At 52.9% G+C, this 11,539-nt stretch carries 14 protein-coding genes; 9 read left to right on the forward strand and 5 right to left on the reverse strand.

Translation table 11 applies throughout. The features are described from left to right. The first annotated feature begins 83 nt into the window (after positions 1–83). The 7 genes from lgt to ychF all read left to right on the forward strand — a co-directional run bounded on the left by lgt (position 84) and on the right by ychF (position 6,559). Complete coding sequence (lgt, locus tag G549_RS0107920; protein ID WP_027834577.1) at positions 84–914, forward strand: prolipoprotein diacylglyceryl transferase; 831 nt, start codon at positions 84–86, stop codon at positions 912–914. Continuing rightward, entirely contained in the window at positions 911–1,999 is a 1,089-nt protein-coding gene (locus G549_RS19520; RefSeq protein WP_036221720.1) for a class I SAM-dependent methyltransferase, read from the forward strand. Before lgt ends, G549_RS19520 begins: the two co-directional genes overlap by 4 nt. Beyond that, positions 1,999–2,769, forward strand: coding sequence for a peptidoglycan editing factor PgeF (pgeF, locus tag G549_RS0107930; RefSeq protein ID WP_036221723.1), 771 nt, complete (start codon positions 1,999–2,001; stop codon positions 2,767–2,769). The genes G549_RS19520 and pgeF overlap by 1 nt, the downstream gene beginning before the upstream one ends. A 112-nt stretch (positions 2,770–2,881) precedes the next feature. Then, positions 2,882–3,814, forward strand: a complete 933-nt coding sequence (locus tag G549_RS0107935; protein ID WP_027834579.1) for a ribose-phosphate pyrophosphokinase — start codon at positions 2,882–2,884, stop codon at positions 3,812–3,814. Between the two features lie 213 nt (positions 3,815–4,027). Further along, positions 4,028–4,675, forward strand: a complete 648-nt coding sequence (locus tag G549_RS0107940; RefSeq protein ID WP_036221726.1) for a 50S ribosomal protein L25/general stress protein Ctc — start codon at positions 4,028–4,030, stop codon at positions 4,673–4,675. A gap of 53 nt (positions 4,676–4,728) precedes the next feature. Beyond that, a complete protein-coding gene (gene pth, locus G549_RS0107945; RefSeq protein WP_027834581.1) occupies positions 4,729–5,460 on the forward strand; it encodes an aminoacyl-tRNA hydrolase in 732 nt (243 codons plus the stop codon). A gap of 1 nt (position 5,461) precedes the next feature. Continuing rightward, positions 5,462–6,559: a redox-regulated ATPase YchF gene (ychF, locus tag G549_RS0107950; protein WP_027834582.1), complete on the forward strand. Its 1,098-nt coding sequence runs from the start codon at positions 5,462–5,464 to the stop codon at positions 6,557–6,559. A gap of 30 nt (positions 6,560–6,589) precedes the next feature. Here ychF and G549_RS0107955 read toward each other — a convergent pair whose 3' ends face one another. Together G549_RS0107955 and G549_RS0107960 are read right to left on the reverse strand one after the other, a co-directional pair. Then, positions 6,590–7,117 (reverse strand): NADPH-dependent FMN reductase, encoded by a 528-nt coding sequence (locus tag G549_RS0107955; protein ID WP_027834583.1) that lies wholly within the window; start codon positions 7,115–7,117, stop codon positions 6,590–6,592. 91 nt (positions 7,118–7,208) lie between these two features. Beyond that, positions 7,209–7,562 (reverse strand): DUF1304 domain-containing protein, encoded by a 354-nt coding sequence (locus G549_RS0107960; protein ID WP_169449628.1) that lies wholly within the window; start codon positions 7,560–7,562, stop codon positions 7,209–7,211. 185 nt (positions 7,563–7,747) lie between these two features. On the opposite strand from G549_RS0107960, the gene G549_RS0107965 reads away from it, so the two are divergent. Continuing rightward, positions 7,748–8,233, forward strand: a complete 486-nt coding sequence (locus G549_RS0107965; protein ID WP_027834585.1) for a MaoC family dehydratase — start codon at positions 7,748–7,750, stop codon at positions 8,231–8,233. Further along, complete coding sequence (locus G549_RS19525) at positions 8,230–8,784, forward strand: MaoC family dehydratase (protein WP_051213544.1); 555 nt, start codon at positions 8,230–8,232, stop codon at positions 8,782–8,784. The genes G549_RS0107965 and G549_RS19525 overlap by 4 nt, the downstream gene beginning before the upstream one ends. 582 nt (positions 8,785–9,366) lie before the next feature. Here G549_RS19525 and G549_RS0107985 read toward each other — a convergent pair. The 3 genes from G549_RS0107985 to G549_RS0107995 all read right to left on the reverse strand — a co-directional run bounded on the left by G549_RS0107985 (position 9,367) and on the right by G549_RS0107995 (position 11,533). Further along, positions 9,367–9,999: a LysE family translocator gene (locus tag G549_RS0107985; protein ID WP_027834586.1), complete on the reverse strand. Its 633-nt coding sequence runs from the start codon at positions 9,997–9,999 to the stop codon at positions 9,367–9,369. 2 nt (positions 10,000–10,001) lie between these two features. Continuing rightward, entirely contained in the window at positions 10,002–10,529 is a 528-nt protein-coding gene (locus G549_RS0107990; protein ID WP_027834587.1) for an adenine phosphoribosyltransferase, read from the reverse strand. Between the two features lie 155 nt (positions 10,530–10,684). Further along, positions 10,685–11,533: a cytochrome c1 gene (locus tag G549_RS0107995; RefSeq protein WP_027834588.1), complete on the reverse strand. Its 849-nt coding sequence runs from the start codon at positions 11,531–11,533 to the stop codon at positions 10,685–10,687. Positions 11,534–11,539 lie beyond the last annotated feature (6 nt).

The following is an 11,539-nucleotide window of genomic DNA, read 5'->3' on the forward strand; positions in this document are numbered from 1 at the left end:
CCCCAATGGAGCGGCAAGCTGTCGCCAGTGTTTTTAAAATGGGCGTGAGCCACAAACGAAACAACAAAGGAACGTGAACCAACGTGCCCTTCCCCAATATTGATCCCATCGCCCTCTCCATCGGCCCTCTGGCCATCCGCTGGTACGCACTGGCCTATCTGGCAGGCATTGGATTCGCCTTTTTCTATGGCCGCCTCTTGATCAAACAAAAGCCTCTTTGGCATCAATCCACCCCGCCCATGACCGCGACACAGCTCACAGACTTTGTGTTTTGGGCCATCATCGGCGTTATTCTGGGTGGTCGCTTGGCCTATGTGCTGTTTTATTCGCTTCTGGTCGGCGGCGATTATTATCTCAACAATCCTTTGTCGATTCTCGCGGTGTGGGAAGGCGGCATGTCGTTCCATGGCGGCCTATTTGGCGTTGCCCTCGCCGCTGTCTTTTTCGCCCGATATTTAAAACAAAGCCCGCTATCTGCCCTCGATTTGATGGCGGCCATTGCCCCCATCGGCCTTTTGCTCGGCCGCATCGCAAACTTTATCAATGGCGAGCTATATGGTCGCGTCACCACCATGCCATGGGGCGTGGTCTTTCCAGAAGGCGGCCCGGACCCGCGCCACCCCAGCCAGCTTTATGAAGGACTTTTAGAAGGTCTGCTGTGCTTCATCATCCTGCGCATCGCTACACATAATGCTATGGCCCTGCGCAAGCCGGGCTTGGTGGCGGGTCTCTTCGCCATCATCTACGCCCTATCGCGCATTCTGGTGGAATTTGTACGCGAACCGGACGCGCATATCGGCCTGTTGCCTTATGGCCTGACCATGGGCATGGTCCTTTCCATTCCGGTTGGGCTGATCGGCGTTGCGCTCGTAATCAATGCGGCTCGCACCAAAAAAGGAGGCCGCGCCATATGAATGATCACCTCAGCCTCTCAGACTTGATCAATGTGCAAATCAAGGCGCAGGGCCCCATGTCCTTGTCGACCTATATGAATTTGTGCCTCACCCATCCCACACTGGGCTATTATCGCAAGGCAGACCCATTGGGACGTCAAGGCGACTTCATCACCGCGCCCGAGATCAGCCAGATGTTTGGCGAAATGCTGGGCGTGTGGGTGGCTCAAATCTGGCAGCAAATGGACAAGCCGAAAAAATTCACCCTCGCCGAACTGGGCCCGGGGCGCGGCACACTCATGGCCGATATGGTGCGCATTTTCCAAGGCGTCCCCGATATGATGGACGCCCTGAGCATTCAATTGCTGGAAACCAACCCGGTGTTGAAACAGGCGCAGGTTGACGCCATAAAAGGCACACCACTCAATTGGGTGGAAGAGATCCACCAGCTGGCGGACATTGAGGGCCCCTTGATTGTTGTGGCCAATGAGTTCTTCGACGCGCTGCCCATCAAACAATTCCAATACACCAACGGCAACTGGTTTGAGCGCGTGATTGGATTGAAAGATGACGACCGTGTTTGGGGCCTATCCCCAACCCCCATGCCGACCGACGCTTTCCCCGCAAAAATTGCAAAACCAGAGGAAAACGCCATTTGGGAAATGGCCTATCCGGCGCAAAAAAACATGGAAGAGTTGGGCGCACTGGTGGCGGAAAAGACCGGAGCGATTTTGGCCATCGACTACGGCTATGCCGAAACCCAAACCGGCGACACCTTGCAAGCGCTGGAAAAGCATAAAATGGTCGACCCGCTGGCCCATCCGGGCGCCGCCGACCTCACAAGCCATGTGGATTTTGAAGCGCTGAGCGAAACGCTGGACCGAGACAAGCTCAATATTTGCCCGCTGATCAGCCAAAAAGACTTCCTCAAAGCCATGGGGATTGAAATGCGGGCGCAGGCGATCATGGATCATATTCCTGACGCCAGACAAAAGGTTGAAAACGACCTTGAGCGTCTTATTGGTGACAAACAAATGGGCCAGCTTTTCAAGGTGCAGGCCATTGGATCAAAAAATATGGTACCCTATCCCTTTGAGGCAAGCTGATGACGGATATCGCGCAAAAAGCAGACCATTTGAGTTTTGACGGCATCACCCACGGCTTCTTTGGCCGGGCCGGCGGGGTTTCCCCTGCGCCATTTGACAGCCTGAATGTGTCGATTAAACAAGGCGACAGCCAAGAAAACGTCACCGCCAATCTCACCATAATTGCTGACCAGCTGGGCATTCAGCCGGGTAACTTTGGGCTATTGAAACAAGTGCACTCCATCAATGTTGTGCAATTTGACGGCAAAGCCGACTGGGACAACCGCCCCGAGGCGGATGGCATCGTCTCCAATGTGCCCGGCACAGCCATCGGCATCCAAACGGCGGACTGCGGCCCGGTTTTGTTTTGCGACCCGGACAATAAGGTGATCGGCGCGTGCCACGCTGGGTGGAAAGGTGCCGTGGGCGGCATTGTGCACCGCACGCTCGACGCCATGGAAGAGCTGGGCGCCAATCGCCACAAAATTCACGCGGTGCTTGGCCCTTGTATCCACCCGGAAAACTATGAGGTGGGCGACGAGTTCAAGGCAAACGTGCTCAAGGATTGGCCCGAACTTGAGGGACATTTCCCCTATCCCCCTGGTGCGACCAAACCCCACTTTGACCTGCCGGGCACCATCGTGCACCAACTCGAATCGGCACACTTGCATACCGCGGCACATCTCGACATTTGCACATATGCGAACAATGAGACCTATTTCTCCCACCGCAAAGCCACACATTTGGACACAAAAACCGGCCGACAACTGTCTGCCATTGCAATTTTGTGACAAAAATTAAGCAAAACGCACGATTCAACTTTTGACTGTGTTGAACCCAACGCCTGTGGGGTATAAGCAAACTTTAGGCGTGGATCAGAATTATCTCAAAGGGCATGGGCAAATGAAGCTGGTAACAGGGAACTCCAACATTCCGCTGGCCAAGGCAGTCTCCGAATATTTGGAGACGCCTTTAACAGATTGTGTTGTAACCAAATTCGCTGACAAAGAAATCTTTGTTGAAGTGAACGAAAACGTAAGGGGGGAAGACGTTTTTGTGTTGCAATCAACATCCTACCCCGCAAACGACAATTTGATGGAACTGCTGATCGTTATCGACGCACTGCGTCGGTCTTCAGCCCGTCGCATCACCGCCGTCATTCCCTATTTCGGTTATGCACGGCAAGATCGCAAATCTGCACCACGGACACCGATTTCGGCGAAACTGGTCTCCAACCTGATCACCGAAGCAGGCGCAAACCGCGTTCTAACTTTGGATCTGCACGCAAACCAAATCCAAGGCTTCTTCGATCTTCCAACCGACAACCTGACATCAGCACCCGTGATGGTGCGCGACATCAAGCAACATTACGACACCAGCAAAGTTATGGTTGTGTCGCCTGATGTGGGCGGCGTTGTGCGCGCCCGGAACGTGGCCCGCCGCATTGGCGCCCCGTTGGCGATTGTTGATAAACGTCGCCCCAAGGCTGGCGTTTCAGAAGTGATGAACGTGATCGGCGATGTGGAAGGCCATTCTTGCATTATGATCGACGATATTGTCGACAGTGGCGGCACCCTGTGCAATGCGGCTGAAGCCCTCTTGGAAAAAGGCGCAAAAGAAGTTTCCGCCTATATCACCCACGGCGTGCTTTCCGGCACAGCTTGCGAACGTGTGGGCGGCTCCAAGCTGAAAGAATTGGTCATTTCAGATTCAATCTTGGAAACTGATGTAGAAGCCGCAACAGCAAATATTCGCCGTTTTTCCATCGCGGAATTGATGGGCGAAGCGATTGCGCGGACCGCTTCAGAGCAATCTGTTTCCTCGCTTTTCGACTAGGAAATTGCACCTGAATTGACGATTTAAGGGGCGCAAACACTGCGCCCCTTCTTTTTTGGCCTTTTGCACGAAGATTCTTCGCCCTACCCCATTGCCCAAACACGATAAACCCAGTATACACCGGGCCTTGAAACGCCGCGTGCACCCCTGGAGGACGTCGGCGTGCATTCAGGACATGGGGTTCTGATGCATCAAACATTCTGGAGAATATCCATGAGCGCTGAGCTTAAAGCCAAAGCGCGGGACCGGGTTGGCAAGGGGGCCTCTCGTGCACTGCGTCGTGAAGGCCAAGTTCCTGCCGTTATTTACGGTGACAACAAATCCCCGCTATCAATTACAGTGACCTACAAAGATGCAATGAAACGCATCCAAATGGGCGGTTTCCTGTCTCAAGTGATCACAGTCGACGTGGATGGTGAAAACCACCGCGTTATTCCGCGTGATTATCAGCTTGAGCCAGTACGCGACTTTTTGGTGCATATCGACTTTTTGCGCGTTTCTAAAACATCTGTTCTCAACGTTGAAGTGCCTGTGCACTTCATCAATGAAGAAACAAGCCCTGGCTTGAAGCGTGGCGGCGTGTTGAACGTGGTGCGTCACACAGTTGAATTGAGCTGCCCTGCTGACAGCATTCCAGAATTCCTGGAAATCGACCTCGCGTCTGCTGAAGTTGGCGACAGCCTGCACATCTCAACTGTTGAATTGCCAAAAGGTGTTACACCGGTCATCACTGATCGTGACTTCACCATCGCAACTATTGCTGCGCCTTCTGCCCTCAAATCTGAGGAAAATGAAGACGAAGAAGAAGTTGTTGCACCAGACGAAGTGCCAGCCACTGAAGTCAAAAGCGACGACGAATAAGACCTTTGATGTGAGGCGGCCTCCTGTCGCCTCACCTCTTTATTGGTAGTTTTATGCGCTTAATTGTCGGTCTCGGAAATCCCGGAAGTAAATATGCCAAGAACCGCCACAATGTCGGTTTCATGGCCGTGGAAGAGATCGCCAATCACCACAATTTTCCGCCCTTCAAGAAGAAGTTCAATGGCCTGTTCACCGAAAGCGTGATCGAGGGTCAAAAGGTTGGGCTATTGCTGCCGCAAACCTTTATGAACAAATCCGGCGACAGCGTGATCGCCGCCATGAGCTTTTATAAACTCAGCCCTGACGACATTTTTGTGCTCTATGACGAGCTGGATTTGGCCCCGGGTAAAGTGCGGGTGAAAAAAGGCGGCGGCAATGGCGGCCACAACGGCATTCGGTCAATCGAAAGCCATTTGGGCAAAGAGTTTAACCGCGTCCGCATCGGCATCGGCCATCCGGGCCATAAAGATCGCGTGCACGCCTATGTGCTGGGCGATTTTGCCAAAGCCGACCATCAAGAATGGTTGGATGATCTGCTGAATGAATTTGGGCGCAATGCGGACTGCCTTGCCAAAGGCGACGGGCCGAACTTGATGAACAAATTGGCGCTGGCGGCACAAGCCAGCCAAAGCGCCGAACCGGCAAAAGAGCCAAAGGCAGAAGCGGCCAAGCCAAAAGGGCAAAGCCATATTCGCCAAGCGCGCCAAGCCAAAAAACCAAATGTGCCCGAAAAGGGCCCCATGGCCGATATGCTGAAAAAGCTGTTCGGCAAAGGAGAGAATTAAGATGGGTTTCAAATGCGGCATTGTGGGCCTGCCCAACGTAGGTAAATCCACACTTTTCAACGCCCTCACCCGCACTGCAGCGGCGCAAGCGGCCAACTTCCCGTTCTGCACCATTGAACCCAATGTGGGCGAAGTGAGCGTGCCAGACGAGCGGTTGGACAAGATTGCGGCGATCGGCAAATCCGCCGAGATCATCCCCACACGCTTGAGCTTTGTGGACATTGCGGGCTTGGTGAAAGGCGCCGCACAGGGCGAAGGCCTGGGCAACCAGTTTTTGGCCAATATCCGCGAAGTAGACGCGATTGCCTATGTGCTGCGTTGCTTTGAGAACGACGATATCGTGCACGTTTCTGGCAAGATCGACCCGCTGACCGACGCGGAAGTGGTGGAAACCGAATTGATGCTCGCAGACATGGAAAGCCTTGAAAAGCGCATTCCAAACCTTGAGAAAAAGCTGCGCGGCCAGGATAAGGACGCAAAGGCAACGATTGATCTGATCAACCGTGCGCTCGACGTTTTGCGCGATGGCAAACCTGCTCGCCACGTTGAAATCAGCGAAGATGAGAAAAAAGCATTCAAAGAGCTGAACCTGCTCACCTCAAAGCCCGCGCTCTACATCTGCAATGTGGATGAAGATTCCGCCGCTGAAGGCAATGAGTTGACCAAAAAGGTCGAGGAATATGCTAAGGCACAAAATGCCCGCATGGTCATTATTTCAGCCGAGATCGAATCTCAACTGAGCCAATTGGACGATGAAGAACAGGCAGAGTTTTTGGAAAGCCTGGGGCTGGAAGAGCCCGGCCTGAACCGCATCATTCGCGAAGGCTATAAGCTGTTGAACCTGCAAACATACTTCACCGTTGGCCCGAAAGAAGCCCGCGCCTGGACCATCACAGAAGGCACCAAGGCACCGCAGGCGGCTGGTGTGATCCACACCGACTTTGAACGCGGCTTCATTCGCGCCCAGACCATCGCTTATGATGACTTTGTGGCGCTCGGCGGCGAGGCGGCGGCCAAAGAAGCGGGCAAAGCCCGTGACGAAGGCAAGGAATATGTGGTGAAAGACGGCGACATCATGCTGTTTAAGTTCAACACCTAAAGCCGAAACACATGGGGGCGCTAAGCGCCCCTATTGCTTGCAATAATCAGTAAATTCTTCCAAAAACGCGCGCACGGCATCTTGGTTCTCAGGCCGTGCCATTCTTTGCGCAATGTCGTCTGGCGAAAGCGCCATAAACTCGAACCGCAAAAACAAGTCCGGCGCAAATCTATGGCTGACGGTAGAGAGCACCAGCCGAAGCTGGGCTAGCATATCATCGCCGCGATGTGATGCATGCATAAGCGCAATGGGCTTGCTTATAATCTCCTCACGCGACACCAACCAATCGATGGCGTTTTTCAAGCCGCCAGGGATCCCCCGCACATATTCTGGGCTGGAAATGATCAACCCGTCACTCTCACGAATAAGATCTGCAAAGGCCTGCACACTTTCGGGCAGCTGTGCCGCCTCAAGATCCGGCGAAAACACCGGCAAGTCTGCCACTTCCGCAAACAATTTTACCTGATGAACCGGTGAAGCGATATCAGCGACAGATCGCAACAAAGCTGTATTTGTGGATATGCTCCGGCCACTGCCAGAGAGTGCAAGAAACTTCATGGCAATTCCTTACACGATTCCGCGTTGGTCGACCACGCTCACTCGACGCTGGCACGGGTGCACCCAAATATACCTGAGACGCTATTCGCCCCTATATGCCGATAAATATGGCCGTTAGGGCCAAGACGGCAGGCACTGTCTGGATAAACAAAATTTTGCGATTAGCCGTGGCGGCCCCGTAAATTCCAGCGACTGCAATGCAGATCAGGAAAAACAACACAAAGCTTTTGCCTGCGGCACCGAGCGCCAATCCCACAAGAAGGCCCGCCGCGAGAAAGCCATTATAAAGCCCCTGATTGGCCGCGAGCGTGCGGGTCTTTTGCGCAAAGTCTAGCTCAAGACCAAAAGCGCGTAGCCCGGCAGGTTTATCCCACAAAAACATCTCCAATATCATGATGTAGATGTGCAGCAACGCAATAAGGGCGACAAGTGTAATGGCAATCATAATGTTCTCATCCGCTATTTGGACCGAAACTGTGCCACTCTATGAAAAGGCAGGCAATGCATTTGTTACTGATGCCCGCCAACTGCCGCACATTTACACGCCTGATGCGAGAATTTCGGGTTGCCGTAATCGTAAATTGATGTACCATCGCGTCAACTGAACAAACCGCTCAGAATGTGATTGCGATGACCACGAAAAACCGGCTGCATTTCGAAGACCTTGAAGAAGGCACTGTGATCCAACTTGGCACACACACCATCAGCAAAAAAGAAATCATCGAATTTGCCAAGGAATTTGACCCACTGCCCTTCCATTTGGATGAAGAAGTGGCCAAGAAATCACTGCTGGGTGGCCTCGCCTCCTCCGGTTGGCAAACCGCCGGACTGACCTTGCGCATGCTTGTGGATGAGTTCCTCAGCAAAATTGCCTCCATGGGCGGCCTTGGATTTGAAAATCTGAAATGGAAGAAGCCTTTGATGAAAGGCGACACGCTGACGGGCACAGCCACAATTTCGTCGCTGCGGCGCTCACAAGGCCATCCGGAAAAAGCAGTGATGATCCTCGATTTTGATATGCGCAACCAAAAGAACCAGCAAATCATGACCATGAGCCTGGCCAACCTCGTGGCTGTGCGCGATCCAAATCAACCGGTTGAGGGAGAAGGCGAATGACCCTTTGGTTTGAGGATATTGAACCCGGCACCAGCTGGGATTTGGGCACGCATAAATTCACGCAGGACGAGATCATCACTTTCGCCAAGAAATATGATCCGCAATATTTTCATGTCGACCCAGAAGCGGCAAAGGATGGCCCCTTCGGCGGTCTGGTGGCCTCAGGCTGGCACACCGTGTCCATGGGCCACAAAATCATGGTCGACTATCTTTACGAACACGACGATATGATGCGCGCCAATGGCGAAGAGCCCGGTGTTTCTGGCCCCTCTCCGGGCGTCAACAAGATGCAGTTTAAAGCGCCCGTGCGTCCCGGCGACGAAATACGGTTTAAGATCACGGTGGAGACAAAGCGCAAATCCAACTCGCTGCCCGGTTGGGGCGTTTTGCTCAACATCATCGAGGCATTCAACCAGGAAGAAGAGTTGGTTTATCGCTCTGAAATCGCCAGTTTTTCGAAACTGCGCGACTTCAAACCCGGCCTTGGGTTGCGCCTCGGCATGGCACTCGCAGCGATGCCGATCCTCGGTAAAATGATCCGCCGCAAATGACGTAGCCTTGACGGATGGGCAAAGATTATGCATTTTTGCCTCATCCAACCATGAGGTGACGCCTAAAATGATCAGCTAAGATTTTCCGACGCGACCAATGTTCTTGCGCCTGAGTGCTTTTCCAAAAAGCGCGATGCGAACATATGGGCATGACGAAAATCTTGACGATCAACGGACGAAACTCGTCGTGTCCACGCGTCTTATTTTTCCAAATTTTCAATGATGGTCGCGCTCTTTGCAGCGCACCAATTCCCTATCGCTAATTCTCATGGAGAGCGAAATGATTTTTATGCCGACAATTCATCAGCAACTCGAATTTTTACCTGTGCGCGCAGGCCGAATGCCGCAGCGCCTGATGAAAGGAATATCGCATGAAAGCGCCCTTTACACACGCCAACCCCAAGGGGGGCAAGGCACCTAAACAATCTCAACATTTCTCAAACAATCAATCGCCTTTTGGGGCAAAACAACGGCGTGAGCGCGTGCCGAAACCCGCGCCGAAAAAGCTGCCCAAAAGCCTGAATGATCTTTTGAAGAAATAGCAGAAAGCCCTGCGCGAAACCTTTGCGCAGGGCAACCTCTTTAAGGAGAAATGATCAGCTTGACGCCAGCTGCGCCGAACACCACAGCCATAAACCCGTCAATGCCCCGCTTTGCGCGACGATAAAGCTGCACCGCCTGCGACGTGGAAAACAAATAGGCATAAGTGTAGTTCAACGTCATTGAACACATGCCCGCTATCGCAAAGATGAAAAAGCTGGTCCACCAGGGCGCACCGGGCCACATGCCCATGGTGATCACCGCACCCCACGCAAATACGGCCTTTGGATTGGTTAAGTGCAGCGCAATACCGCCGATAAACAGGCTTGAAAGCGCTGCGTCCTTCGGTGCCGCCAATTCCCTCTCTATCGGCGCTTTAAAGCTACGGAAGGATTTGTAGGCCAAATAGAGAAGATAAAGCCCACCCACAAGCTTAAGGACAAACAATAAATGCGCCACTTGCTGCAAAGCCGCGACCAAACCTGCCGCGGCAAGCACGCCCCAAAAAAGCGAGCCGACAACAATGCCACTAGCCCGTGCAAAGCCCGCTTTTCGCCCCAGAGATGCCGATGTTTGACACACCGACAAGGTGGCAGGGCCTGGGCTGCCGCTTGCCAAAACAAACACACCCAGCGCCAACAACAATTGCGGGAGATGCGACAGAATTTGATCCAAAATCAATCGCCTTCAAACTCAATCAGAAAGTGCGTATTGATGTTCTGCGCCTGAACTTTCTTGGCGCCACCAAGGTCGGGCAAATCGATGACAAAGGCTGCATCTTCCAGCGTTGCACCTGAACGACGGATCAGCGAGATGGCCGCAATGGCGGTACCGCCAGTGGCCACCAGATCGTCGACCAGCAAAACCTTGTCGCCGTCTTTGACGGCGCCTGCATGCATCTCAATGGTGTCTACGCCATATTCCAAAGCGTAGTTCTGCCCCATGGTCTCGCCTGGGAGTTTGCCCGCTTTGCGGATTGGTACAAAGCCCACGCCCAGCTCAATAGCCAAACCGGCGCCGAAGATGAACCCACGCGCCTCAATGCCTGCAACATGCGTGATGCCCTTATCCCGATAAGGCGCAGCGAGTCGTTTAATGCTCTCGCGAAAACCCTCCGGATGCTCAATCAACGAGGTGATGTCTCGGAACTGCACCCCAGCTTTGGGATAATCAGGAATGGTGCGGATTAGCGTTTTCAGGTCCATATTGCTTGCGCCTTTTTCGGAATGATTTTCACAGTGACCGAAGGCTTTTTTAACAGGCGTCTTGGCGCAATACCACCACGAAACGAAAATTTTGAACAAACAATAAAAAGCCCGACCAAACGGCCGGGCTCTTAAAAATTCATCTGCAACAGATCTTAGTGATCTACATTGCTCCAAAGCCTGCGCTTCACCATGTACATCATGCCTGCGAACAAGAACAAGAACAACAACACGTTGAAGCCCAGTTGCTTGCGAGAGGTCATGTCAGGCTCGGCCAACCACATCATGAATGCGGCAACGTCTTTGGCGTACTGATCAACTGTTTCAGGCGCTGCGCCTTCATAGTCGACCATTTCGTCATAGATTGGCTGCGCCATTGCCAAGGTACCACCTGAACCGTGGAAGTGGTCGTTCCAATAGGTGCCTGGGCCAACTTCTACACCCTCAGGCGGCTCATTATAGCCAACCAAAAGATTGTAGATATAGTCAGCGCCGCCTTCTTGGTAGGCAGTGAAATAGTTGCCAATCCAGTTCGGGAACTTTTGCGGCACGTTACGTGCTTTTGCCAACACTGAGAAATCTGGAGGAATTACGCCACCATTGGCATCTTTCGCATCCTGATCAGACTCAAAAGGATTAGGCCATTTGTCCGCAGGAACACCAGACCGTTCGCCATCAATATGCTCAGGGTCCTGAATAGTGTAACTGGCAGCAAGCGCTTTAACCTGCTCCTCAGAATATTCTGGTCCGCCCTCTTTTTCCAACATACGGAAGCTGAACAGCTCCGCACCATGGCAAGATGAACATACTTCCTGGAACACCTGGAAGCCACGCTGCAATTGCGCTTTATCGTATGTGCCGAAAACGCCGCCAAATGTCCAATCGATCAATTTGGCTTCTGGACCTTTGTAGTCGCCAGCGCCAGCGGCATAAGCGCCGCCAGCCATCAAACCAGAGGCAGCGATAAGAGCTGCACCGATGATTGAATTCAGTTTTTTCATCATCTCAAC

It is taken from the genome of Maritalea myrionectae DSM 19524 (genome assembly GCF_000423365.1).
Taxonomy (GTDB): Bacteria; Pseudomonadota; Alphaproteobacteria; order Rhizobiales; family Devosiaceae; genus Maritalea; species Maritalea myrionectae.

Coding starts and splice junctions, on each gene's coding strand:
- G549_RS0107940 (WP_036221726.1), top strand. CDS start 4,028: ATGAGCGCTGAGCTTAAAGCCAAAGCGCGGGACCGGGTTGGCAAGGGG.
- G549_RS0107995 (WP_027834588.1), bottom strand. CDS start 11,533: ATGATGAAAAAACTGAATTCAATCATCGGTGCAGCTCTTATCGCTGCC.
- G549_RS19520 (WP_036221720.1), top strand. CDS start 911: ATGAATGATCACCTCAGCCTCTCAGACTTGATCAATGTGCAAATCAAG.
- ychF (WP_027834582.1), top strand. CDS start 5,462: ATGGGTTTCAAATGCGGCATTGTGGGCCTGCCCAACGTAGGTAAATCC.
- G549_RS0107965 (WP_027834585.1), top strand. CDS start 7,748: ATGACCACGAAAAACCGGCTGCATTTCGAAGACCTTGAAGAAGGCACT.
- G549_RS0107935 (WP_027834579.1), top strand. CDS start 2,882: ATGAAGCTGGTAACAGGGAACTCCAACATTCCGCTGGCCAAGGCAGTC.
- G549_RS19525 (WP_051213544.1), top strand. CDS start 8,230: ATGACCCTTTGGTTTGAGGATATTGAACCCGGCACCAGCTGGGATTTG.
- pth (WP_027834581.1), top strand. CDS start 4,729: ATGCGCTTAATTGTCGGTCTCGGAAATCCCGGAAGTAAATATGCCAAG.
- G549_RS0107955 (WP_027834583.1), bottom strand. CDS start 7,117: ATGAAGTTTCTTGCACTCTCTGGCAGTGGCCGGAGCATATCCACAAAT.
- G549_RS0107990 (WP_027834587.1), bottom strand. CDS start 10,529: ATGGACCTGAAAACGCTAATCCGCACCATTCCTGATTATCCCAAAGCT.
- pgeF (WP_036221723.1), top strand. CDS start 1,999: ATGACGGATATCGCGCAAAAAGCAGACCATTTGAGTTTTGACGGCATC.
- G549_RS0107960 (WP_169449628.1), bottom strand. CDS start 7,562: ATGATTGCCATTACACTTGTCGCCCTTATTGCGTTGCTGCACATCTAC.